Here is a 23,649-nt window from a genome sequence, read left to right as displayed (position 1 = left end):
GACAACGATGACCCGTATTGCATTCACCAACGTCCGCATCTTCGACGGCTCGGGCGAAGAGCCCTACGCCGGCGACCTTCTCGTCGAGGGAAAACGCATCGTCGAGGTGGCGCGCTTTCCACAGCGCGTGAGCACCGACGACGCGCGCGTGATCGATGGCAAGGGCCGCTTTCTCATGCCGGGCATGACCGAAGCCCACACGCATTTCTCGTGGAACGACCAGCCGTCGCTCGCGGCCATCCAGTTCATGCCGCCCGAGGAACACATGCTCTGGTGCGTGCGCGTTGCCAAGCGCTACCTCGACATGGGGTGGACATCGGCCATCGGCGCGGCCGCGGCCAAGCCGCGGCTGGACGTGGTGCTGCGCAATGCCATCGATGCGGGCGAGTTCCCCGGCCCGCGCTACCTGGCGGGCAGCCAGGAGATCACGACCATCGGCGCGCTGGGCGACAACACGCTGCCGCACATGAAGTTCGAGGAGCTGAGCTTCGGCAGCGTGTGCAGCGGGCCCGAAGAAATCCGCAGGTCGGCGCGCACCTTCATCAAGTACGGCGTCGACCACCTGAAGATCAACCTGTCGGGCGAGTACATCGCGGGCTTGCCGGCCGAGATGTCGCCCTTTGCTGAAGACGAAGTCGCCATGCTCGCCCAGGAGGCCAAGCGCTACGGCAAACGCATGGCCGCCCACGCGCGGTCGAGCGAATCGGTCAAGCAGTGCGTGCGCCACGGCATCGAGATGGTCTACCACGCCAGCTTTGCCGATGCGGAGGCGCTCGACATGCTGGAAGCGGCCAAGGACCGGCACTTTGTCGCGCCCGGCATCGGCTGGCTGATTCGCACGACCTACAACGCGGCCGAGTACGGCATCACCGAGGCCGTGGCGACGCAGATGGGCTACAAGCGCGAGCTGGAGATTGCGTCGGCCTCATTGCGCGAGATGCACAAGCGCGGCATTCGCATCCTGCCGGGTGGCGACTACGGCTTTGCATGGATGCCGCACGGCACCAATGCCAACGACCTTCAATACTTCGTCGACTACATCGGCATGACGCCGAAGGAGGCGTTGATGGCGGCGACACGCCTGGGCGGGCAGATCATGTTGCGACCCGACGAACTGGGCCAGTTGAAGGCGGGCTTTCTTGCCGACATCGTCCTCATCGACGGCGACCCGCTGCAAGACCTGTCGTTGCTGACGGACCCTGCCAAGGTGCAACTGGTCATGAAGGACGGCATGATCCACAAGGACTGCGCCACGCCTGTACCGTCGCATGCCGCGCTGCATCTGGAGGGCGGTGACACGCCGCTGCAGGAACAAGGCGTCAAGGAAGCCTTGGCAGAGATGCACTGACTTCGACTGGTCCGGCTGCTCGTTCACGGTCGCGGCGGGCGGCCGCTTTTACAGCGTAAGCGGTCGGTCGTTGGCTCTCTTTGTAATTCAGCACTGGGCCCGAAGCTCCGATTCATCGACCGGCTACAGTCGGCCGTGATCGGTCATTCATGTCGCTACGGCCTTATGTCTGTTTCAGGCGCAATGAACATCATTGCGCATGCGCGGCGGCCGATACCGCGGCACGCAGACCGAGCAGGTAGCTGTCGACGCCAAATCCGCAAATCTGTCCTTTCACGATCTCCGCGAATACCGAGTGGTGGCGGAATTCCTCGCGCGCATGGATGTTCGACATGTGCAGTTCGACGACCGGAACCGTAAGGATCGCCAGCGCGTCGCGGATGCCATAGCTGTAGTGCGTCCATGCGCCGGCGTTGATGAGCACCGCGTCCACGCCCTCGGCGAAGCCGCGGTGGATGCGTTCGCACATGGCGCCTTCGCTGTTGGTCTGGAAGCTCTCGACCTCGGCGCCGAGTTCCTTGCCCAATGCTTGCAATTGCGCGTCGATCTCGGCCAGCGTCGTCGTGCCGTATTGCTTCGGGTCGCGCTTGCCGAACATGTTGTGGTTGATGCCGTGCAGCATGAGGATTTTCATGGGGTTGTCTGCGTCTCGTTGCGTCAGACCAAAGGGATGGCCATGCGGTCGATGACGCCGCGCGTGTCCGGCCGCACGCCGCGCCACCACAAGAAGGCTTCCGCAGCCTGCTCCACGAGCATGCCGACGCCGTCGGCCAGCTTCGGCACGCCGGCGTGCTGCGCCAGGCGCAGGAAGGGCGTAAGCCCCTTGCCATAGGCGAGCTCATAGGCCAGCTTCGCACCCTGAAGCGTCTCGGCGGGCAGGGGCGGCAGTTCACCCTTGAGGCTGGCCGAGGTGCCGTTGATGACGATGTCGAATCGCTCTCCTGCCAGATCGTCGTAGCCGCAGCATTGCACGTGGCCGTGCCCGGCGAACTGCTTTGCAAGATCGGCGGCCTTTGTCTCTGTGCGGTTCGCCAATACGACGACGTTCGGTTGTTGCGCGAGAAAGGGCAGCAGTGCGCCACGCACCGCACCGCCAGCGCCGATCACCAGCATGCGCGCACCCTTGAGCGAGAAGCCCAGGTTGCGCTGGATGTCGTTGGTCAGGCCCACACCGTCGAAGTTGTCGGCAATGATGCGGTCATCCTCGAACTTGAGCGCATTGGTGGCGCCGGCGAGCTCGGCGCATTCGAGCCGTTCGGTGGCCAGCGCGTAGGCCTGCAGCTTGAAGGGGGCCGTGACGTTCATTCCTCGCCCGCCTGCCTTCCGAAATGCGTGCACGTCGTCAGCGAAGCGGTCGAGCGAGCCCTCGATCGCCCGGTAGTCGATGTCCTGGCCGGTCGCTTCGGCGAAGCTGCCGTGGATCATCGGCGACTTGGTGTGTCCTATCGGATTGCCGATCACGGCGTACTTGTCGGTCATTGCTGTCTCCTTACTTGCTGTAGAGCACGCCATCGGCCTGCATGTCGGCGATTTGCGTCGCGTCGAAACCGAGGCTGGCTGCAATTTCCGCGTTGTGCTCACCCAGTTCGGGCGCAACCTGCGTGATCGAGGTGTCGCAACCCGACATGCGGAAGGGGAGGTTCGGCAGGCGGATCTTTCCGAGCACCGGGTGGTCCTGCTCGACCACCATGCCGCGCGCACGAATCTGCGGATCAGCCAGCACTTCGTCAATGCGTTGAACCTTGGCCGCAGGCACGTCAATGCCGTCCAGCATCTTCAGCACCTGGGCGACCGGCTGCGCCGCAACCCACGGCTTCACCACTTCGAGGATCTCCGCGCGATGGGCATTGCGCCCGGCTGAAGCGTGCAGCCGCGTGTCGTTGCCGAAACCCGCAGGGCCACCATTCTTTTCGACCAACATGGCGAAGCGCTTCCACGCGTCGTCCACCTGTGCGGCGATCACGAGGTCACCATCCTGCGCGCGGAACACGCCGTAGAGCGTGGAATTGGGCATGTCGTGCCCGGTCTGCACCGGCACTTCCTGTCCGTTGGAAAGCGTGTAGCACTGCACCGCGTACTCGTGCATCGACACCAGCGTGTCGTACAGCGCCATGTCGATGTGCTGCCCGCGGCCGGACTTCACGCGCCCCAGCAGCGCGGCATTGATCGCGGCGACCGCATGGATGCCGGTGTACATGTCGCCAAGCGAGATGCGCAACAGCGGCGGCGCCTCGCCAGGGTTGCCGACCATCTGCATGATGCCGCTCTTGGCCTCGGCGATAAGGCCGAAGCCGGCCCGGTGCGAGTCGGGGCCGGTGTGGCCGTAGGCCGAGATCGAGCAGTACACGAGGCCGGGGTTGGTTTCTGCGAGTTCGGCATAGCCCAGGCCGAGCTTGTCGAGCGCACCGGGGCGGTAGTTCTCGACGAACACGTCGGCACTGTCGATCAGCTTCTTCATCAACGCGCGGCCGCGCGGATCTTTCGTGTTCACGCTGAGCCCTTTCTTGCCCATGTTCTGCTGCAGGAAGTAGCCGCTGTGGTCGCCGACGAACCAGGCATGCTGACGCCCGGCATCGCCCGTGCCGGGGCGCTCGACCTTGATGACTTCCGCGCCGAGCGCGGCGAGGCAGCGGCCGACATAGGGCCCGGCCAGGAAGTGGCTGTAGTCGATGACGCGAAAGCCGGCCAGCGGCAAAGCTTGTTGCGGCGATGCGCTCATGCCGGCTTCCTCGGAACCATCACGCGGTGCTCGCCCTTTTGCACGACTTCGTCGCGCTGGTTGATGAGTTCGGACGGCAGCACGAGGATGCCCCAGCCCGGCTTGCTCTTCGATTCACGTTTGCTGCCGACGTGGAATTTCACGCGCACCGTATCGCCAAGCTTGATGGGGCCGACAAAGCGCCATTCCCAGCCGAGGGACATGCCCGGCATGAAGCGCATGTCGCTCTTCGTCTTGAGCCCGTCGGCCACCGACAGGCCGAACAGGCCATGCGCCACGCGGGTGCCGAACGGCGTGGTGCGCGCATAGGCTTCGTCGGTGTGAACAGGAGTGTGGTCGCCGGTGAGGTCTGCATATGCCATCACGCGAGCCTCCGTCACTTCGTAGGGCGGGCTGATGCACTCGTGGCCGACGACGGCATCGTCCCAGTACTTGTCTTCAATGGTCAAGGCGGTCATGGTGTGTGTCTCTCTATTCATTGGGTGACGGTTCTTCAGGCGCGGGGATCGATGGCGAGCGCGCGCGCCACGGCGCCAGCACTGGCCTGGATGAATTCAACGGCCAGGCCGTCCGGCAGGCGCAGCCAGTTGCGGCCCTGCGGCATTTCGGTCACGCCGAAGGCCTGCGCGGCGGCGAGTGCGACTTCGAGGTCTTCGCACATCACGCCGAGATGGCCGAGGCGGCCTTCAGGCCCCGCGTAGTCCGGCTTGGCCATGAACTGCATGCCGCCGAGGGCCCAGTACTGCACCGGCTCTTCGAGCGTGCCCTGTACCTCGCGCATCGTCATGCCGCAGACGTCGTGGAAGAACTTGATGTGCCAGTGGATGTCCTTCACCCAGATGGCGACGTGTTCCACATAGGCGCGCGGCGTGCTCATTTCGCCTCCAGCCGGCGTTCGATGCCCTTGATGGCGGCAACCAGCGTCTGGTTCACCGGCGTCGGCACGTTGTGCTTGAGCCCGGCGCTCACCACCGAGCCGTTGATGAAGTCGATCTCGGTGATGGAGCCTTTCTCCAGGCTCTGCAGCATGGAGGTCTTGAACTCGTAAGGCAGGCCTTCAGCGGCCATCACCCATGCATCGCGCGGGGCCTTGATCGACAGCTTCACGCCCATCGCCTGTGCGACGGCCATCGCCTCGGTCACGGCCGCAATGGCCGTGGCCTCGATCTCGGGCACCGCGTAGAGGCTGCCGTACACCTGGCCTGTGATGCCGCTCAGTGCGCCGGTGGAGACGTTGATGAGCAGCTTGTCCCACATCACGCCCATGATGTTGTCGCTGACCTCGCAAGGCAGCCCGGCGCGCTCGAACTCGGCGGCGATGGCCCTGGCGCGTTCGCTCACGTTGCCGTCGAGCTCGCCGATCACCGTGCGCTTGCCACGCGTGCCGGCAATGATGTGGCCCGGGCCGAGCAGAACGCCGCCGACGTAGGTCTTGCCGGCCAGCACATGCGCGCGGCCGGCTACGTCGGCCAGGATCTCCTCGTGGCCCATGCCGTTCTGCAGCGACATCAGCGCGGTGTCGGGCCCGATGATCGACAACGCGCCTTCGATGGCGGAGCGCGTGTGGAAGGACTTGACCAGCACGATCACCAGGTCGGCTGGCGCCAGGCCCTCGACGCTCGTCGATGCGCGCACCTTGACGCGGCGTTCCGAGTCGCCGTCCTTCATGAGGAGGCCATCGCGATGGATGGCGTCGACGTGCGCCTGGAACGGATCGATGAGCGTGACGTCCGACCCGCCGGCCGCAAGCGTGCCGCCGATGGCACAGCCGAGGGCGCCGGCGCCGAGGAAGTAGATTTTCATGCCTGTCTCTCGAAGGATGTCTCGAAGGGGTTTTTCGAAGGAATGCCTTGAAGATAGGTTTCGATGAACATTTCGTCCATGACATGGAGCGAATGGTCTACATTCCGTTTTGAAATGAATGCAGACGACGACAACCTCGATGCGAGCGCGGGCTTGCTCAGCCTGAAGCTGCTGCGCCTGTTCGACCTGATCTACACCACGCAGAGCGTGACGCGCGCGGCCGACCAGCTCGGCCAAAGCCAGCCGACGGTGAGCAACTGGCTGGGCCGGCTGCGCAGGCATCTGGGCGACGAGCTGTTCGTGCGCACCGCGGCTGGCATGCAGCCGACGCCGCGCGCGGAAGAACTGATTGTTCCGGCGCGCGAGGCACTGGCGGCGCTGCGCCGTGTGGCCGCGCCACCGGAAGCGTTCGACCCGTCGAGCTCAAGGCGGCGCTTCCGTATCTGCATGACGGATGCCAGCCACATCACGCTGCTGCCGCAACTGCTCGCGCACATCCGCGCCGTGGGCCCCGGCATCCGACTGGAGGCTGCGCGCATCGATGAGGAAACCGGGCAGGCGCTGCAGTCCGGCCAGGCCGACCTTGCAATCGGACTGGTGCCATGGCTCGAGTCAGGCTTCTATCAACAGGTGCTGTATCCGCAAGACTGGGTGTGCCTGGTCAATGCCCGACACCCGCGGATCACCGCAAAAGGCATGGGCTTGCGCGATTTCAAGGCCGAAGCACACATCGGCATCGTCGGCGGTACGGGCGTTCAGCTGTTGGAGGCGGCGCTGTTGCGGCACTGCGTCGAACGGCACATCTTGCTGGAGTTGCCCGGCTTCCTGGGACTGGCCGCCATCGTGTCGACCACCGACCTCGTGGCCACGGTGCCCCGCCAGATCGGCGAGACACTGGCCCGCACCAACGGGCTCGCTGTCTTCGATTGCCCAGTGCCTGTGCCACCCTTCACCGTCAAGCAGCACTGGCATGCGCGCTACAACCAGGACCCGGCGAATCGCTGGTTGCGCGGCTTGTGCGAGCGGCTTTTTGCCAGGAAATCGAACGCGCGTAAGTAGAGGATCTGGTGGGCCCTTGTCGCCGCCTGCTCATTCCAGGTAGTCGATGAACTGCGGGATCACCTCGCGCAGGAAGCGGATTTCCTCTGTGGGAATGCTGCGCGACTCCAAGTCGAAATGGATGAAGGTGCCATAGGGCGTGCCGCATCCTCGCGTCAGCAGCCGGCCATAGTACGACTCGACCATGCCGGCATAAGGTCGGTTCGTCAGGCGCTGATCCTCGGAGGCATGGCTGGTCACGAACTCGCCGTGCTCGAGCGCGTACTGGCAGAAGCTCTTGCCCAGAGGCACCACCTTCAGCCAAGTGCGGTATTCAGAGTCGCGGTCGAAGGCATGCGCCGCACGCATCACCTCGCCGTTCAATTTGTAGATCGCCGTGAACCGATAGGACGTCCTGTCGTTGAGCAAGGCCAGCGCCGGAACGATCCCGCGGCTGGCAAGAAGGCTGCGAACGGCCGCAGCGGGCGCTGGCAAGTCGACGTCGAACATGAGTACTTTGGTTTGAGTGTGGGCGCGAATCTTACGTAATTCTTACCGTGTTCCGGAACTGGGTTTGACCCTCATCTTGTCAACGCAAACCCTTAGAGTGCCCCGCCGGGTCACCGCCGTAACGATCAGGGTTGGTCCTCGATGCATGCCGGCGCGCCTCGCAGCAAGGCCCGTCCGTCATCAGAACGACGGCACGGGGTTGCGCCCTTCGGTGCGCACGTAGGCGCCCTTGCGCCAGGCATAGACCAGCGTGCCGTCGAGGTCGATCACGCGGTGGTTCCTGGTGCCGGCCGTGCGCTGCCCCTTGAACGCGATGCGCATCTCGCCCGGTTCGTCGTCGGTGCCGAGCGCAAAGCTCGGCGTGCCGTCGACGTCGAAGCACGCACCGCGTGGCAGCTCATCCGGCTTCGCAGGCTCGAGCCCTTTCTGGCAGGACTCGCTGGTGCCTTCGTTGGTGGCCGACAGCGGGATACCCGTTACGAGGGCGCGCACCTTGCCTGTTTCGAGCCCATACACCGACAGCCACTGCCCGCAGTAGCCCTGCCAGCAACTGCCGTGGGTGATGGTCAGCGCAAAGCGCTGGGGCGCGATGCGCTCGACCTTGGTGGTGCCGAGGTTGCCCATGAAGCCGAGGTAGTCGACGGCGTCGGTGCGGCTCGCGAGTTTCCAGCCGTCCGCGCCCTGCTCGAAGAAGTAGGCGCCGAGCCATGCGCCGTTGACATGGCCGGTCATCGGCCGGCCCTGGTCGTCGAGCGGCACGGTCTCGGTCAGCATGACGGCATGCGTGCTGTCGAGCCGCACCACTTCGCGCGGCGACACCTGCGCTTTGTGCTCGGCTTCGCTGCCAGGCACTGTCTTGCCGCCGTTGCTTCTCTCGGGCAGCAGGACGATGTCGGGCTGTTGGGGGGCGGCGTTCGGGCCTTGGGAATCGGGGAACACCAGTGCCATGAGTTCCGCGCGCTTGAGCGTGGCCGATGCCGTGGGGCGCGGTGTCGGTGACGCGGGGGCAACGGCCACCGCGGTCGCTACGGCCACTGCCGCTTCGGACACCGGCGCGTCGGACGCTAGCGCGTCGGCGGTGGAGACGGGGGCTTCCTTCTGCGGACAGCCGCCGAGCAGCACGAGGCTCGCGGTGGCGATGGCGATGGCTGCAACAATGGCACGCAGCAGCGGCGGCTGCGGGAGGGCGGGCCGCGTCGGGTTCAGGATGGGCATGCGCGTGATTGTGCCGAGCCCGTGTGGCGATGACCCCGCCGCCGCCGCGACCTCGGTCTTGGCAGGAGAATGGCCGGTATCCGACGACACACGAACACGAACAAGGAGCGCATTCGAATGACCACACTGCAGCAGCTTCTCGGCACCGAGCTCCCGCTGATTCAGGCACCGATGGCCGGCATCCAGGGCAGCGCGATGGCCATCGCGGTCAGCAACGCAGGTGGCCTCGGCTCGTTGCCTTGCGCCATGCTGGCCCCCGATGCCATGCGCAGGGAGCTCGCGGCAATCCGCGCCGGAACGGACAAGCCCTTCAACGTCAATTTCTTCTGCCACACGCCGCCGGAGCCGAGTGCAGAACGCGAGGCCATATGGCGTGCCGCGCTGGCGCCGTACTACGCTGAATTCGGCATCGATGCGGCCAGCATTCCCACAGGTCCGGGGCGCAACCCCTTCAGCGCGGATGTCGCCAATCTGCTGGCCGAGTTCAAGCCGCCAGTGGTGAGCTTTCATTTCGGTCTGCCGTCCGAAGCGCTGCTGGCGCAGGTGCGCGGCTGGGGCGCCAAGGTGCTGGTGTCGGCCACCACGGTGGATGAGGCCTTGTGGCTCGAGGCGCATGGCGCCGATGCGGTCATTGCACAGGGGCTGGAGGCGGGTGGCCATCGCGGTCACTTTCTTTCGCTCGACCTGACGAAACAGCTTGGCACGTTCGTGCTGCTGCCGCAGCTGGTGCGTGCCGTGAAGGTGCCGGTGATCGCGGCCGGCGGCATTGCGGATGCAAGCGGCGTGGCCGCGGCCATGGCGCTGGGGGCTGCGGGCGTGCAGGTGGGCACCGCCTACATGCTGGCGCCGGAAGCCACGACAACCGCACTTCACCGCGCTGCGCTGAAGAGCGATGCCGCGCGCCATACCGCGTTGACCAACCTTTTCACCGGACGGCCCGCGCGCGGCATCGTGAACCGCGTGATGCGCGACCTGGGGCCCATCGGCGCAGTGGCGCCGGAGTTTCCGCTTGCCACTTCAGGCATTGCGCCGCTGCGCGCCAAGGCCGAGGCGCAGGGCAGCGGCGATTTTTCTCCGCTCTGGTCGGGGCAGAACGTAACAGGTTGCCGCGAACTCCCGGCCGCCGAAATCACGCGCGCACTGGCGCAAGGTTTTCATCCAGCAGCCTGAACCCCCGAACTCCGACCTGAACCATGCCGCAACTTCATTTGCCCTTCAAGTTTCTGGAACAGCCTTCGAACCCCAATGTGCGTGAGCCGTGGCTGCTGGTGCTGATGCATGGCGTCGGCAGCAACGAGCAAGATCTGTTCGGCCTCGCGCGCCTCATGCCGCCGCAGTTTCACGTGCTGAGCCTGCGCGCGCCCTATGTGCTGTCGCCGGATGCGTATGCGTGGTTCGAATTCCAGGTGCTGCCCGGCGGCGAGCGGCGCATCAACGAAGAGCAGGAGCGCGAAAGCCGCTTCCTGGTCGGCGAGATGATCTCCTCCGCAGCGCAGCAGCTCGGCGTGCCGCCGGAGCGCGTGGTGGTCGGCGGCTTCAGCCAGGGCGGCATCATGGCGCTGTCGCTGTTGCTGACGCAGCCCGGGAAAGTATGCGCCGCCATGGTGTGGCACAGCCGCCTGTTGCCGCAGGTGGCGCAGCACATTGCGCAGCCGGAGGCTTTCGAGGGCAAGGCGCTGTGGGTGAGCCATGGCAGCGCCGACAACGTGATTCCACCCAGCGCCGCGCAGGCCACCCGCGAGCTGGCGCGCGGCCTGCCGCTGGCGCTGTCGGGTGCCGATTTTCCGGGTGGGCACGAGATTCGCCCGGCCGAGCTGCAGGGCACTGTCGCGTGGCTGCAGGCGCTCAGCGCTGCGGCGGACGCGCCTTAGGGGCGGCAAGAAGCAGAACTTTCGCGCGGTCGGCGCGTCACAGGGCGTTACGGGATGAAGGAGGATGACACCGCGGCGGGCCGCCGAACTGGTGCACCATAGCCTCTCGTCTCCCATTGCAATTCTCCCATTGCAATCCTCGCAAAAGGAAACCGCAGACATGCCTGACAGCGACCCCTCCGACATCCGCGAAATGCGTGATCCGAACGATCCGCGCGACACCTCCGAGTTCAGGCCGCGCCGCGAAACATCGGCCGGCACCATCATCGTCATCGGCCTGCTGGCGCTTGCGGCCGCATTCCTGGGCTGGCGCTGGTACCAGCAGCAACAGCCTCAGCCGGTCGAACCGCCGGTGGCCGCAGCGCCCAACGACGGGCCTGCGCCCGCACCGGCGCCCACGCCTGTTCCCGAATCCCTGGAGCCGAAGAACCCCATCGATGCGATTGCGCTGCCCGACACGGGGCTGCCCACCGTCGCGGATTCCGATACGCGCGTGATGACTGCGCTCGTCGATCTGCTGGGCAGCAAGAACGTTGCGGAATTTCTGCAGTTCGAAGGCATCGTGCGCCGCTTCGTGGCCACGGTCGACAACCTCGCACGCGAGCAGACGCCCGCGAGCAAATGGCCGGTGCAGCCGACGAAGCAGCGCTTCATCACCGAAGGGAAGGGCGAGGCGCAGACCATTTCGGCCAACAATGCCGCGCGCTACCAGCCCATCGTTCTGCTTGCCGGGTCGATCGATCCGGCCAAGGCGGCCAAGACCTACGCCCGGCTCTATCCGCTCTTTCAGAATGCCTACGAAGAGCTCGGCTATCCCGGGCGCTATTTCAACGACCGACTCATCGCCGTGATCGATCATCTGCTGCAGGCGCCTGAACCCGCCGGCCCGGTGCAGGTTCGACTCGTCGAGGTGAAGGGCAACGTATCGTCGCAGCGGCCGTGGGTGCGCTACGAGTATGTCGACCCCAAGCTCGAATCGCTCTCGTCCGGCCAGAAGATCATGGTGCGTGTGGGGCCGGAGAACGAGCGCAAGCTGAAGGCCAGCCTGCGTGGCTTCCGGGAGCAGATCGCCACGGGCGAGATGACAAAAACGAAGCAGCGTTGACCCGGTGCGCCGTGTAGGCGCGGGCCGATTGCGCACGGCGCGCATGACGCAGATGATTCGTTCTCAAGATTGCGAGGACCACCGTATGAACCAGATGAGCGTCGACCTCTACCAGAGTGCCACCGATCCGGAGAAATTCCTGGCGCTTCCCGCGGGCGTCAATCCCGCCGAGCTCATGGGTCCGATGACCTTCGACCGGGACTACGCACAGGTCAAGCGGTACCGGGAGGCCTTCGAATTCGATCCGTCCGAAACCTACGCCGGGGTCAATGCCGCCAAGATCGCCGCGGACATTCTGACGGTGAAGTGGGCGATGTATCGGCGCGAGGGCTGACCGGCGCGACGGCACCGGGCCGTCGCGCTTGCGTCTTCAAGCCTCTTCGGTTTCCTGGTATTCGCCCACCGGCACGCAGCTGCAGAACAGGTTGCGGTCGCCATACACGTTGTCGACACGGCCGATGGGCGGCCAGTACTTGGCCAGCTTGAGTTCGGCCAGCGGAAACGCACCGAGTTCACGTGAATACGGATGCGGCCATTCCGTGCCGAGCAGGCTGGCCGCGGTGTGCGGCGCGTGCTTCAGCGGGTTGTCGTCCTTCGGCCAGACGCCTTCTTCGACACGGCGGATTTCGCCGCGAATCGCAATCATCGCGTCGATGAAGCGGTCGAGCTCGGCCAGCGGCTCGCTCTCGGTCGGCTCCACCATCAGCGTGCCCGGCACCGGGAAGCTCAGCGTGGGCGCATGAAAGCCGTAGTCGATCAGGCGCTTGGCCACGTCTTCTGCGGTGACGCCGCTGGTGTCCTTGAGCGGGCGCAGGTCCAGGATGCACTCGTGCGCGACGTGGCCGTTGGGGCTTGCGTACAGCGTGGGGTAGTGGTCCTTCAGGCGTGCGCTGATGTAGTTGGCGCTCAAGATAGCGATTTCGGTCGCGGCCTGCAGGCCCTTGGCGCCCATCATGCGGCAGTACATCCAGCTGATCGGCAGCACGGCCGCATTGCCCAGCGGCGCGGCCGAGACGGCGCCCACGCCGTTCGACGGCATGCCGGCCGTTGCATGGCCCGGCAGGTACGGCACCAGGTCTTCCACCACGCACACCGGGCCCACGCCCGGGCCGCCGCCGCCGTGCGGAATGCAGAAGGTCTTGTGCAGGTTCAGGTGGCTCACGTCGCCGCCGAACTCGCCCGGCGCGGCCACGCCCACCAGCGCGTTCATGTTGGCGCCATCGACATACACGCGGCCGCCGTGCTCATGCACGAGCTCGCAGAGTTCCTTCACGCGGGTTTCGAACACGCCGTGCGTGCTGGGGTAGGTGATCATCACCGCGGCCAGCTTGTCGCTGTGCTTCTCGCAGGCACGCTTCAGGTCGTCCATGTCGACGTTGCCCTGCGCGTCGCACGCCGTCACCACCACCTGCAGGCCCACCATCTGCGCGCTCGCGGGGTTGGTGCCGTGCGCCGACGAAGGAATGAGGCAGATGTTGCGGTGGCCCTGGCCCTTGGCTTCGTGGAAGGACTTGATGGCCAGCAGGCCCGCGTACTCACCCTGCGAACCCGCGTTGGGCTGCAGGCTGATGCCCGCGTAGCCAGTGGCTTCGCACAGCCAGGCGCGCAGCTGCGCATCGAGCTGGGCGTAGCCCACCAGCTGCTCGGCCGGTGCAAAGGGGTGGATGTTCGCGAACTCGGGCCAGGTGATCGGGATCATCTCGCTGGTCGCGTTGAGCTTCATCGTGCAGCTGCCCAGCGGAATCATGCTGCGGTCGAGGGCCAGGTCCTTGTCCGACAGGCTGCGGATATAGCGCAGCATTGCGGTTTCGCTCTTGTGCGTGTTGAACACCGGGTGCGTGAGAAAGGCGCTGGTGCGGCGCAGGTCTTCGGGCAGGCGCGGTGCGGTGTTCGCCAGGTCGTCGAAGTGCGGCATCGGCGTGCCCGCGGGCACGAACAGGGCCCACAGCGTTTCGATGTCGGCGCGTGTGGTGGTTTCGTCGAGCGAAATGCCCAGGTGCTGCTGCAGCCGCTGGCGCAGGTTGACGCCTGCGGCCTGTGCACGCTCGATGATCTTCGGCGTGTCGTCGCCGGTGCGAATCGTCAGCGAATCGAAAGCCGTGGCGTTGACCGGCTCGCGGCCCATTTGTGCCAGGCCTTGCGCGAGGATGGCCGTGAGCGCTGCCACGCGCTGTGCGATGCGCGTCAGCCCGTCGGGCCCGTGATACACGGCATACATGCTGGCCACCACGGCGGGCAACACCTGCGCGGTACAGATGTTCGACGTGGCCTTCTCGCGGCGGATGTGCTGCTCGCGCGTCTGCAGCGCGAGGCGGTAGGCGGGCTGGCCGTGCGTGTCGACGCTCACGCCGACCAGCCGGCCCGGCAGCGAGCGCTTGAACTCGTCGCGGCAAGCCAGGTAGGCCGCGTGCGGGCCGCCGTTGCACAGCGGCATGCCGAAGCGCTGCGTGGTGCCGCAGACGATGTCGGCGTCCCATTCGCCCGGAGGCGCGAGCAGGGTGAGCGCCAGCAGGTCGGCGGCCACGCAAAAGGCGGCGTCGCACTGGTGCGCATGGCCCGCGAGCGGGCGCAGGTCGTGCACGTGGCCGGTGGTGGCGGGGTACTGCGCGAGCACGCCGAAGAATTCGCCGCTCACCATCAGGTGCGGCAGCGTCTCGGAAACGGTGCTCACCTTCACCTCGATGCCCAGCGGCGCCGCGCGCGTCTTGATGACCTCGATGGTCTGCGGATGGCAGTCGCCCGACACGAGGAACACGTTGCTCTTGCTTTTCACGCTGCGCTTGGCGAGCGTCATCGCCTCGGCGGCGGCCGTGGCTTCGTCGAGCATCGAGGCGTTGGCGATGGCCATGCCCGTCAGGTCGCACACCATGGTCTGGAAGTTGAGCAAGGCTTCCATGCGGCCCTGCGAAATCTCGGCCTGGTAGGGCGTGTAGGCGGTGTACCAGGCGGGGTTCTCGAGCACGTTGCGCAAGATGACGCCCGGCGTGTGCGTGCCGTAGTAGCCCTGGCCGATGAAGCTCTTGAAGACCTTGTTCTTTGCCGCAATGGCCTTCAGTTCGGCCAGCGCATCGGCCTCTGTGATGGGGGCCGGCAGCCGCATCGGCTTCGCGCGGCGGATGGCCGCGGGCACGATGCCGTCGATGAGCTCCGCGCGCGTTTCCGAGCCGATCACCGGCAGCATGCACGCCTCGTCCGCCGCATCGATGCCGATGTGGCGGGCGAGGAATTCTTCGGCGTTCTCTAGTTGTTGCAGGGAAGGCTGGGCGGGAATCGGCATGGCGGTAAAGGCTCGGAGATGAGGAAGGCGGCTGACGGAAGGCTCAGCGGATCAGGATTCGGCGGCGAACTTGTCGTAGGTGGCGGCGTCGAGCAGGGCGTCGAGCTGCGCCGGCTCGCTGAGCTTGACCTTGAAGAACCAGCCCGCGGCCAGCGGATCGGTGTTGGCGAGCGACGGGTCGGCGCGCAGTGCTTCGTTCACTTCGGTGATCTCGCCCGACACGGGCATGAACACATCGGCCGCGGCCTTGACCGATTCGACAACACCGGCCACTTCACCCTGGGCAAAGGTCTTGCCGACTTCGGGCAGGTCGACAAAGACCACGTCGCCCAGCGCGTCCTGCGCGTGCACGGTAATGCCGACGGTGGCCGCATTGCCTTCGGCCGAGACCCATTCGTGGTCCTTGGTGTACTTGATGCTCATGGTGAAAAAACTCCTCGTGGAAAAAATGGATCAGGGTGCAGAGCCTAGCCGCCTCGGGCGGGGTCAGCCGCGGTAGTAGCGGGTGGGCACGAAAGGCAGGGTCGAGACTTCCATCGCTACGGGCTTGCCGCGCACGATGGCCTGCACGCGCGTGCCGGGCTCCGAGAATGCGGTGGCCACGTAGCCCATGGCAATGGGGCGGTCGGCCGTCGGGCCGAGCAGGCCGCTGGTCACGATGCCGATATCCTGGCCTTCGAAAGACTGCAGCACGGTGCCGTCGCGTACCGGAATGCGTTCCAGCGCCACGAGGCCAACGCGCTTGCGCTTCAGCGTGTCGTGGTCGGTACGGCCCGCGGCGCCCGCCGTGGCGGCGGCCAGTTGCGCCAGCACCTTGGCCGCACCCGGAAAACCGCCTTCGCGCGCACCGCCGGCGCGGCGCACTTTCTGGATCGCCCAGTTGAGCGAAGCCTCGACCGGCGTGGTCGTGGTGTCGATGTCGTTGCCGTAAAGGCAGAGCCCGGCTTCAAGCCGCAGCGAATTGCGCGCGCCCAGGCCGATGGGCTTGACCTCGGGTTGGGCCAGCAGCAGGCGGGCGAGGGCCTCGGCATCCTTGCCGGCGACCGAAATCTCGAAGCCGTCTTCGCCCGTGTAGCCGCTGCGCGTGACGAAGGCCGGAATGCCGCCGATCTGCACCGCGCCACCGGTCATGAACACAAAGCGCTCGATGCCGGGCGACAGGCGCGCCAGCGCGGCAACCGCCTGTGGCCCCTGCAGCGCGAGCAGTGCGTGCTCGGGCATGGGCTGCACGTCGCATCGCGCACCGATCTTCTGCTGGACATGGGCAAGGTCGGCCACCTTGCAGGCGCCGTTCACGATCACGAAGATCGAACCGCGGCCTTCGTTGAAGAACATCAGGTCGTCGAGGATGCCGCCTTCGTCGTTCAACAACAGGCCGTAGCGCTGCTTGCCCGGCGCCAGGTCGATCACGTCGACCGGCATCAGGGTTTCGAAGGCTGCGGCGGCGTCGGGCCCCACCAGGCGCAGTTGGCCCATGTGGGAAATGTCGAACAGGCCGGCCGCATCGCGCGTGTGCTTGTGCTCGGCCATGAGCCCGGCGGGGTACTGCACCGGCATGGAGTAGCCGGCAAAAGGCACCATGCGGGCGCCCAGTTCCACATGCAGGTCGTGGAGCGGCGTCTTGAGAAGTTGGGCGTCGGATGAAGCGGAAGCGGCCACGGGGCACTCCAAAGGGGCAGTCGAATTCCATGGCGCAAGCCATGGGCCACCCCTGCTGTCCGCTTTACCTGAGAGATTCGCCCCACGATCGGGGTTTGCTCCTTCGGTGGGCCGCCGCATGGTTGATGATGCAACGGCCTCTCTCCAGCAAGGAAACGCCGGCATGCGCCAGCGCCTTGTCAGTCCTTTTGCCTGAGCGTTCGGGGAACCCCTGCGCCTTCGGCGGCCTCGCGTGGCGAAGCTCTCTCCTGACCCTTCGAAGTGTAGTGGATCGCGGAAGGCCTCAGTGCACGGTTTCCGAAGCGGGCGGCAGCAACCTTTCGATACGCTCGCGCAGCGATTCGGCCCGCTCGGCGCCTGCGGCTTTTTCGACTTCGGTGAGCATCAGCGCGGCAATCGTCAGCATGGCGTCGCGGTCGCGGGCTTCCCGCAGCGCATCGCGCATCTGCACTGCGAACTTGGGGTCACGCCGCACGAACATGCGCTCGCAGATGTCGAACAGGAACATGCGCGTGGTGGCGAGGGAGCGCTTGCCGTCGAAGTTGTCGGTCGAGGTCGTTACGCGAATGGGCTCGGCCGCGGGCTGCATCGGGGGCGTCGAGTAAGAGGGGCCCGGTACGACGGCACCCGGCGCGGCTGCTTGCGCGTCGTGCAGATAGCCGCGGTTCATCAGCGCCCGCAGCGTCTGTTCGGCTTCATCGCGGCTCGCGAACAGCGGGCTGAAGTCGGTCAGCGAACGCCGGCCGTCGGCCATCAGCAGCAGTGCGCGTTCGCGCTGGCTCAGCGTGCGCTGGCCGGCCTGGAGTTCGTCGCGTGCCTTGTCGGTCTTGGTGGGAAACATGGCGCCACAGCTTTCGGGAATCGAGGGCTGCAGCATCGTTGCAAGCGGTGACATCTTCGTGAAACGTTTGTCTTACACGGGTCGCCACGCAAAAAAAAGCAGCCCGCGAAGGCTGCTTTTTTCTTTCCCGTGCCCTGTCTACTTGGCGTACACCAGGTCGCGCAGCGCGAGCGATACCCACGGCACGTAGGTAATCACCATCAGGCAGGCCAGGATCACGAGCACGAAAGGCACCAGGTACGTCACGATCCGGTCGAGCGAAATGCGCGCCACCGTGCAGGCCGCGAACAGGTTCACGCCGAAGGGTGGGGTGATCATGCCGAGCGCGAGGTTCACCACCATGATCAGCCCGAAATGCACCGGGTCGATGCCGAAGTGCACCGCCACCGGCGCCAGGATGGGCGCGAGCACGATGATGGCCGCGCTGGTCTCGATGAACATGCCGATGATGAAGAGCGCCGCGTTCACGCCCAAAAGGAACATGGCCGGCGACTTCAGCACCTCTTGCAGCCAGTGGCCGATCGCGTCGGGCACGCCCGCGCGCGTGATCAGGAACGCGAAGAGGCCCGCGTTGGCGATGATGAACATGATCACCGCCGACGACAGCACCGACTTTCGCAGGATGAGGAACAGGTCCTTCGGCTTGATCTCGCGGTAGATCACCATGCCGACCACCAGCGCATAGAACACCGCCACCGCCGAAGCCTCGGTGGGCGTGAAGATGCCGCCGTAGATGCCGCCCAGGATGATGACGGGCATCAGCAGCGCCCAACCGGCCTGCCAGGTCGCCTTGCCGAAAGACATGCGGCCGTCGCCGTCGTTCTTGCCCCAGCCCCTCCACTTGCAGTAGACCCAGACGAACAGCATCAGCGCCAGGCTGATGAGAATGCCGGGGCCGAAGCCCGCAATGAAGAGCTCGCCGATGGACACCTCGGCGCTCACGCCGTACAGAATCATCGGAATGGAGGGCGGGATGATCACGCCCAACTCGGCGCTCGTGGCCTGCAGCGCCGCCGCGTACGCGGTGGGGTAGCCGTGCTTGATGAGCGCCGGAATCAGGATGGCGCCGATGGCAAAGGTGGTGGCCACCGACGAGCCCGACACCGCCGCGAAGATCATGCAGGTGAGCACGCAGGTCATGGGCAGGCCGCCTTGCACGCCGCCCACGATGCTCTTGGCAAATTCGACCAGCCGGCGCGAAATGCCGCCGGTTTCCATCAAATTGCCGGCCAGGATGAAGAACGGAATCGCCGCCAGCGGAAACTTGTTGATCGAATTGAACATCTCCTTCACGGAGATCAACATGTTGACGTTGGCCACCTGGATACCCAGGATCGACGCGAGCCCGATGGACACCGCCACCGAAACCGACAGTGCAAAACACAGCACCATCGTTGCAACCATCACGGGCGTCATTGCGCGGTCTCCAGTTCGAGCCGCTTGGGATCGAGAAAATTACCAACAATGCCAAAAAGGCAGAAAACGGAACCGACCGGCAGCGCCAGGTACGACCACATCATCGACAGGCTTTCGAGCCCGGCCATCGACTGCACGCGGCCGCGCATCGCGTAGTCCCAGCCCCACCAGAGAATGACCAGCATCAACGCCAGGGCCGCAATGCTGACCACGGCGTCGAGCACGCGCTTGATGCGCGGCGGACTCCAGCGGTAGAGCACATCCACGCTCACCATCGCGCCTTGGCGAAAGGCCATTGGAATGCCGAGGAACACCATCCAGATCAGGCTCATGCGGATCAGGATCTCGCTCCATTCGGCGGGTTGCTCGAGCACGAAACGCGTGACGATCTGGAACACGCCCAACCCGGAGGCGATGACCAGCATCACGCAGGCGGCGATCATCGAAAAGCCGGTGGTCCAGCGCTCGATGCCAAGAAATTTTTCTTTCATCTGCAGTCGTGATGTTGAAAAACAAAAAAGCCCGCCAGACGGAGCTGAGCGGGCGCTCGATGCTATCGGGAAGATAGCATCCCGGAAATCACTTGAAGTCGCGGATCTTGTCGAGGTTGGCCTTGCCGAAGTCCTTTTCGAACTGGGCGTTCACTGGCGCCAGCGCGGCAACGAACTTGGTCTTGTCGACGTTGTCGATCACCGTCATGCCCTTGGCGCGCAGGTCGGCCACGCCCTTGGCATCGTCTTCGTCCACCCGCGCGCGGTTGGCTTTGGTGCCTTCTTTCGCGGCCTCGAGGAAGGCCTGCTTGTCGGCCGCGCTCAGCTTGTCGAACGTCGCCTTGTTCATCAGGAAGATGCACGGCGAATAGACGTGGCCCGTGAGCGACAGGTGCTTTTGCACCTGGTCGAACTTGGCCGCGATGATGACCGACAGCGGGTTTTCCTGGCCGTCGACCGTGCCCTGCTGCAAGGCGGTGAACACTTCAGGGAAGGCCATCGGCGTGGTGACGATGCCGAAGGTCTTGTAAGCCGCGATGTGCACCGGGTTTTCCATGGTGCGCATCTTCAGCCCCTTGAGGTCTTCCGGCGCCTTCACGTCGCGCTTGCTATTGGTCATGTGGCGGAAGCCGTTCTCGGCCCAGGCCAGTGCCTTGAAACCCTTGGCATCGAACTTGGTCAGCAGGTCCTGGCCGATGGGGCCGTCGAGCACGGCGCGCGCGTGGGCCTTGTCGCGGAACAGGAAGGGCACGTCGAGAATTTTGGTCTCAGGCACGAAGTTGGGCACTGGCCCGGTCGAGGAGAGCGCCAGTTCCTGGGTGCCGAGCTGCACGGCCTCGATCGACTCGCGCTCGCCGCCCAGCGCACCGCTGTAGAAGGTCTGGACCTTGTAGCGGCCCCCGGTGCGCTTCTCGACTTCCTTTGCAAAGACGTCGATCGCGACGCCCTGGTGGGAGTTCTGCGCGGTCGAAATGCTGATTTTCATGGTGGTTTGCGCGAAGGCGGCGCAAGCCATGCCCATGCCCAGAACCAGGCCGGCGGCCAGTCGGGTCAATTTCATTGTGTTGTCTCCAGAGAAAAGAAGTCGCGAAGAAGAGGGGGAAAGAAACAAAACTCCGCGGGCAGCCGCTGACTATGCCGTAACGGGAAGCTTCACCGCGTCGGGATTTTCACGGACGTAATCACGAATAACGACTTCGAAATCGGCGTCCGCCGAAAGCCCCAGGCGTTTGGCGCGGGCGGTTTCGATGCGGCCGGGCCAGGTTTTTACGATGCGCTGGATGGCCGGGTCGGGTGTGCGGTCAAGCAGATCGGTGGCTGCCTTGCCGGCCACGCGTTCGAGCGCGGCGGCCATTTCGCCCACCGTGGTGGAAAGAGAGGGCAGGTTCAGGGCCGTGCGCGGGCCCCATTCGGCGTCGCTTGCTTCCGCCGCGCGGATGATGCCTTCGACCGTGCGCGCCGGCGATGCAATGGCGACGGGTGTTTCATCCGGCACCGGGCAGGCGGCGCGAAGGCCCGCGAGCGGTTCGCGGATCATGCCGCTGAAAAACCCCGATGCCGCGCCGTTGGGCCGGCCGGGGCGCACGCTCACCGTCATCAGGCGCACGCTGCGCCCGCGGATGAAGCCCTTGCGCGTGTAGTCGGCCACCAGTTGTTCGCCGATGAATTTTTGGATGCCGTAGCTGGTTTGCGGCGTGGGCAGCGTGTGGTCTTCGATCACCGGCGGCAGCGGCTGCTCGGGCGAATCGCCGAACACCGCGAGCGAGCTGGCAAACACCACCATCGGCCGGGTGCCGACGGCACGCGCCTTCTCGAGCAGCGCGTGCGTGGCGGCGAAGTTGCTGCGCATGCCAAGATCGAAATCGGCCTCGCATTCGCCGCTGACCGCGGCGGCCAGGTGAAAGATGGCATCCGCTTCGCGCCAGAGCGCTGCGCCAGGCGAGGCCAGTTGCTCGTTCAGGTCGCCGAGTGCCGTGGCAATGCGCGCGTCGGCCGCCAGATCGGCCGGCGGCGCGGCACGGTCGACCAGCGTGATGCGGGAAATGTCACGGGCCGGCGCACCGCCAAGCGAAAGCTGCCCTTGCTTCAGCAGCGTGCGGGCAAGACGTGCGCCCAGGAAGCCGGCACCGCCGGTAATGACGATTTGCATGGTTGTCTCCTTCTATCGATGCGTTGTCGAGCAGTTACTTCCCCGCCTTCTCCTTTGGCTCGCGATATTCCCGCCCGGTGCAACTCAGTTCAGCGATGCCGCAGGGTTTTCCGGTCTTGCTGCACTCCTTCAATGCCTTGCCCTGCACGGTATACGGGTGGCGGTCGGTTGCCATTGCGACGATCACGTGGCCATCGGGAATCTTATAGGTCGCCGTGGCTGCGCAGCTATTCTCGAAGGCAACCAGAACCTTGCAGTCCGCAGCCCCGCAGGCCGTGATCGCGGCCTGCTCCGCGCTGGCCTGGTTCTTGTGATCGATCGCGCTCTTGAAGACTTTGCCGTTGCTCGCCTGCGCACCCCAGTATTGGCGGGTATCGACGCGCGCTGCCAGCTTCCACGCCTCCGCCATGCGCGTGACGGGGATGTAGTTCGGCGTGGCTGGTTGATCGAAGCCGGTGCAGCTCGGCAAGTTCGAGAGCGCGCACATTTGGGAAGATTTCGCGTTGCATTCCGCCATTGCCTTGCGCGCCGCGTCTTCGGCTGAATTGGCAAGGCCGATCCCGATCTGGCGGTCGGATGCCAGCGCGACCGACGCGCACTGATCTTCGAAGCTGGTCACGATCGCGCAATCGGCGCGGCCACAATCTTCGAGCGCGTCAGCCTCGGCCGCCTGCTTGCTGCCTCGCCGCACGGATTCGCCAGTTACCGTGTGGTTCGCATCGATTGCGATCGCGCCCCAGGCAATCGACTCCCGCGACCGGCGCGCTGCCTGCCGCCGCTGCGGTCGCGGCGCGATGGGATTCGGCGATGGCGTCGAAAACGCAGCGCTGGCTGGGAATGTCCCAGAAATATCCACTCGCGCATTGCGCCCACGCGGTTTCGCCCAGCCCGAGCATGCCCAGCCCGACGAGGGCCAGTGCCCGCACTATGCTTTTCCTCATTTGATCCTCCGTATTTTTCCCGTTGCCAGCGATGCTCTTCACCGAGTCGCCCTTCTCAAGGGTACGTCGAACGCGAGCGCAGGGGCGCCGGGATTCGCGCTCGCTGCGGACTCTCCTCGGTCCTGTGAGATGTTTCACGGCTTGAGGCGCGGCTTGCCGGCCAAGTGACTTTCGACACTGGCGCATTGCGCAGCCTCATGGTCCACATCGCCGGCACAAGCGACACTCGCGGCTCGCGCAATCAAGAAAGAAACCGGACGATCGGAAAACGATGAACCTGCGATTCGTTGAAGCCTTTCACTGGGCCGTGGCGCTCAAGAGCGTCACCCGTGCGGCCGAGAAGCTGCACCTTACGCAATCGGCGCTTTCCAGCCGCATCGCGGCGCTCGAGCGCGAGCTGGGCGTGCTGCTGCTCGACCGGCGCGACAAGCAGTTCCGCCTCACGGTGGCGGGGCAGCGCTTTCACGCCTTCGCGCAGAAGCTGCTCGAAATGCAGATGCACATCAAGGCCGAGATGGGCTCGGGCGCTGTGCGCGAGGCCGTGCTGCGCGTTGGCGCCATCGAGTCGGTGGTGCACAGCTGGCTCACCGGCTGGCTCAAGCACATGCAGGCGACGCATCCGGACTTCGAACTGGAGCTCACCGTCGAAACCACACCGGTGCTGGTCGACCAGCTGCAGCGCGGCAAGCAGGACCTGGTGTTTGCCGCACTGCCGGCGGCCGGCGACGGCGTGCGCACCCGCGCCGTGCCGCCGATGCCCATGTGCTTCGTCGGCCACCGCGAGCTGCACCTGAAGCGGCGCTATCGCCTGCCGGACCTGCTCTCGCTCGACCTGCTGACCTTTCAGCGCGGTTCGCAGCCGCACGTGGCGCTGCTCGAGCTGTTTCGCGACGCCGGCAGTCCGCCGCCGCGCGTGCATGCGATCTCGTCGATCTCGGCGATGGCGCAGCTGGTGGAGGCGGGCTTCGGCGTGGCCACCTTGCCCCGCGCCGTAGTCGAGCCGCTGGCGCGGCGCCTGCCGCTGCGCGTGCTGCCCTGCGACGACACGCTGGAGCCGTTGCCCATCTACGCGAGCTACCGCGACGATCCGTCGTCGCCGCTGCCGGAGGCCGCGCTGGGCTCCGCCGTGGTGCACGCTTCGCACCGCATGGGGTCATCGAAAAAATCGATGAGCTGAGCGAGAAACTTTGCGTTGGCGTTCGTGAGCGCGGATTCCCACAATCCGTCGCATCACACCACAGCGATGCATCGGGCATCGAAAACGCC

At 65.5% G+C, this 23,649-nt stretch carries 24 protein-coding genes and 2 riboswitches; of the genes, 7 read left to right on the top strand and 17 right to left on the bottom strand.

Annotation, left to right across the window (positions count from 1 at the left end):
* Nucleotides 1–7 precede the first annotated feature (7 nt).
* Nucleotides 8–1,348 (top strand): metal-dependent hydrolase family protein, encoded by a 1,341-nt coding sequence (locus ABIC94_RS24615; protein WP_354375614.1) that lies wholly within the window; start codon nucleotides 8–10, stop codon nucleotides 1,346–1,348.
* A gap of 190 nt (nucleotides 1,349–1,538) precedes the next feature.
* On the opposite strand, the gene aroQ is transcribed toward ABIC94_RS24615, so the two are convergent.
* Genes aroQ through ABIC94_RS24585 form a run of 6 tightly spaced genes read right to left on the bottom strand, consistent with a single transcriptional unit; the run spans nucleotide 1,539 to nucleotide 5,870 of the window.
* Nucleotides 1,539–1,982 (bottom strand): type II 3-dehydroquinate dehydratase, encoded by a 444-nt coding sequence (gene aroQ / locus ABIC94_RS24610; protein ID WP_354375613.1) that lies wholly within the window; start codon nucleotides 1,980–1,982, stop codon nucleotides 1,539–1,541.
* Between the two features lie 23 nt (nucleotides 1,983–2,005).
* Nucleotides 2,006–2,827, bottom strand: coding sequence for a shikimate dehydrogenase (gene aroE / locus ABIC94_RS24605; protein WP_354375612.1), 822 nt, complete (start codon nucleotides 2,825–2,827; stop codon nucleotides 2,006–2,008).
* 10 nt (nucleotides 2,828–2,837) lie between these two features.
* Nucleotides 2,838–4,067, bottom strand: coding sequence for a CaiB/BaiF CoA transferase family protein (locus ABIC94_RS24600; RefSeq protein ID WP_354375611.1), 1,230 nt, complete (start codon nucleotides 4,065–4,067; stop codon nucleotides 2,838–2,840).
* On the bottom strand, nucleotides 4,064–4,516 hold the full coding sequence (locus tag ABIC94_RS24595; protein WP_354375689.1) for a MaoC family dehydratase: 453 nt from the start codon (nucleotides 4,514–4,516) through the stop codon (nucleotides 4,064–4,066). Before ABIC94_RS24595 ends, ABIC94_RS24600 begins: the two co-directional genes overlap by 4 nt.
* Nucleotides 4,517–4,560: 44 nt before the next feature.
* Nucleotides 4,561–4,944, bottom strand: a complete 384-nt coding sequence (locus tag ABIC94_RS24590; protein WP_354375610.1) for a VOC family protein — start codon at nucleotides 4,942–4,944, stop codon at nucleotides 4,561–4,563.
* Nucleotides 4,941–5,870, bottom strand: a complete 930-nt coding sequence (locus ABIC94_RS24585; protein ID WP_354375609.1) for a ketopantoate reductase family protein — start codon at nucleotides 5,868–5,870, stop codon at nucleotides 4,941–4,943. Before ABIC94_RS24585 ends, ABIC94_RS24590 begins: the two co-directional genes overlap by 4 nt.
* A gap of 114 nt (nucleotides 5,871–5,984) precedes the next feature.
* Here ABIC94_RS24585 and ABIC94_RS24580 point away from each other — a divergent pair, with 114 nt between their 5' ends.
* A complete protein-coding gene (locus ABIC94_RS24580; protein WP_354375688.1) occupies nucleotides 5,985–6,929 on the top strand; it encodes a LysR family transcriptional regulator in 945 nt (314 codons plus the stop codon).
* A 30-nt stretch (nucleotides 6,930–6,959) separates the two neighbouring features.
* Here the strand turns inward: ABIC94_RS24580 and ABIC94_RS24575 are convergent, their stop codons facing one another.
* Together ABIC94_RS24575 and ABIC94_RS24570 are read right to left on the bottom strand one after the other, a co-directional pair.
* Entirely contained in the window at nucleotides 6,960–7,418 is a 459-nt protein-coding gene (locus tag ABIC94_RS24575; protein ID WP_354375608.1) for a hypothetical protein, read from the bottom strand.
* Between the two features lie 180 nt (nucleotides 7,419–7,598).
* Complete coding sequence (locus tag ABIC94_RS24570) at nucleotides 7,599–8,633, bottom strand: hypothetical protein (RefSeq protein WP_354375607.1); 1,035 nt, start codon at nucleotides 8,631–8,633, stop codon at nucleotides 7,599–7,601.
* Nucleotides 8,634–8,750: 117 nt separating this feature from the next.
* Here ABIC94_RS24570 and ABIC94_RS24565 point away from each other — a divergent pair, with 117 nt between their 5' ends.
* The 4 genes from ABIC94_RS24565 to ABIC94_RS24550 all read left to right on the top strand — a co-directional run bounded on the left by ABIC94_RS24565 (nucleotide 8,751) and on the right by ABIC94_RS24550 (nucleotide 11,943).
* Nucleotides 8,751–9,803: an NAD(P)H-dependent flavin oxidoreductase gene (locus ABIC94_RS24565; protein WP_354375606.1), complete on the top strand. Its 1,053-nt coding sequence runs from the start codon at nucleotides 8,751–8,753 to the stop codon at nucleotides 9,801–9,803.
* A 23-nt stretch (nucleotides 9,804–9,826) separates the two neighbouring features.
* The gene (locus ABIC94_RS24560; RefSeq protein WP_354375605.1) at nucleotides 9,827–10,504 is read left to right on the top strand and encodes an alpha/beta hydrolase; all 678 of its coding nucleotides are present in this window, start codon (nucleotides 9,827–9,829) and stop codon (nucleotides 10,502–10,504) included.
* A 160-nt stretch (nucleotides 10,505–10,664) separates the two neighbouring features.
* Nucleotides 10,665–11,609, top strand: a complete 945-nt coding sequence (locus tag ABIC94_RS24555) for a DUF3014 domain-containing protein (RefSeq protein WP_354375604.1) — start codon at nucleotides 10,665–10,667, stop codon at nucleotides 11,607–11,609.
* 85 nt (nucleotides 11,610–11,694) lie between these two features.
* A complete protein-coding gene (locus ABIC94_RS24550) occupies nucleotides 11,695–11,943 on the top strand; it encodes a hypothetical protein (protein ID WP_354375603.1) in 249 nt (82 codons plus the stop codon).
* A gap of 36 nt (nucleotides 11,944–11,979) precedes the next feature.
* Here the strand turns inward: ABIC94_RS24550 and gcvP are convergent, their stop codons facing one another.
* The 9 genes from gcvP to ABIC94_RS24505 form a co-directional block, all read right to left on the bottom strand.
* On the bottom strand, nucleotides 11,980–14,886 hold the full coding sequence (gene gcvP / locus ABIC94_RS24545; RefSeq protein ID WP_354375602.1) for an aminomethyl-transferring glycine dehydrogenase: 2,907 nt from the start codon (nucleotides 14,884–14,886) through the stop codon (nucleotides 11,980–11,982).
* A 51-nt stretch (nucleotides 14,887–14,937) separates the two neighbouring features.
* Nucleotides 14,938–15,309, bottom strand: a complete 372-nt coding sequence (gene gcvH, locus ABIC94_RS24540) for a glycine cleavage system protein GcvH (protein ID WP_354375601.1) — start codon at nucleotides 15,307–15,309, stop codon at nucleotides 14,938–14,940.
* A gap of 63 nt (nucleotides 15,310–15,372) precedes the next feature.
* Nucleotides 15,373–16,545, bottom strand: a complete 1,173-nt coding sequence (gcvT, locus tag ABIC94_RS24535; RefSeq protein ID WP_354375600.1) for a glycine cleavage system aminomethyltransferase GcvT — start codon at nucleotides 16,543–16,545, stop codon at nucleotides 15,373–15,375.
* A 45-nt stretch (nucleotides 16,546–16,590) separates the two neighbouring features.
* Nucleotides 16,591–16,703, bottom strand: a riboswitch (glycine riboswitch).
* Between the two features lie 12 nt (nucleotides 16,704–16,715).
* Nucleotides 16,716–16,806: riboswitch (glycine riboswitch) on the bottom strand.
* 22 nt (nucleotides 16,807–16,828) lie between these two features.
* A complete protein-coding gene (locus ABIC94_RS24530) occupies nucleotides 16,829–17,386 on the bottom strand; it encodes a hypothetical protein (RefSeq protein WP_354375599.1) in 558 nt (185 codons plus the stop codon).
* A gap of 138 nt (nucleotides 17,387–17,524) precedes the next feature.
* Entirely contained in the window at nucleotides 17,525–18,802 is a 1,278-nt protein-coding gene (locus ABIC94_RS24525) for a TRAP transporter large permease (RefSeq protein ID WP_354375598.1), read from the bottom strand.
* On the bottom strand, nucleotides 18,799–19,293 hold the full coding sequence (locus ABIC94_RS24520) for a TRAP transporter small permease (protein WP_021007960.1): 495 nt from the start codon (nucleotides 19,291–19,293) through the stop codon (nucleotides 18,799–18,801). Before ABIC94_RS24520 ends, ABIC94_RS24525 begins: the two co-directional genes overlap by 4 nt.
* 88 nt (nucleotides 19,294–19,381) lie before the next feature.
* Nucleotides 19,382–20,353 (bottom strand): TRAP transporter substrate-binding protein, encoded by a 972-nt coding sequence (locus tag ABIC94_RS24515; protein ID WP_354375597.1) that lies wholly within the window; start codon nucleotides 20,351–20,353, stop codon nucleotides 19,382–19,384.
* Nucleotides 20,354–20,425: 72 nt separating this feature from the next.
* Nucleotides 20,426–21,442: a D-erythronate dehydrogenase gene (denD, locus tag ABIC94_RS24510; protein WP_354375596.1), complete on the bottom strand. Its 1,017-nt coding sequence runs from the start codon at nucleotides 21,440–21,442 to the stop codon at nucleotides 20,426–20,428.
* A 34-nt stretch (nucleotides 21,443–21,476) separates the two neighbouring features.
* Nucleotides 21,477–22,298: a DUF4189 domain-containing protein gene (locus ABIC94_RS24505; protein WP_354375595.1), complete on the bottom strand. Its 822-nt coding sequence runs from the start codon at nucleotides 22,296–22,298 to the stop codon at nucleotides 21,477–21,479.
* Between the two features lie 356 nt (nucleotides 22,299–22,654).
* Between ABIC94_RS24505 and ABIC94_RS24500 the strand changes: the two genes are divergently transcribed.
* Nucleotides 22,655–23,560, top strand: coding sequence for a LysR family transcriptional regulator (locus ABIC94_RS24500; RefSeq protein ID WP_309952126.1), 906 nt, complete (start codon nucleotides 22,655–22,657; stop codon nucleotides 23,558–23,560).
* Nucleotides 23,561–23,649: the final 89 nt, after the last annotated feature.

This window comes from Variovorax paradoxus, from assembly GCF_040544635.1.
Lineage (GTDB): Bacteria > Pseudomonadota > Gammaproteobacteria > Burkholderiales > Burkholderiaceae_C > Variovorax > Variovorax paradoxus_R.
Note: the sequence above shows the minus strand (reverse complement) of the source record. Positions and strands in the feature narration are given on the sequence as shown.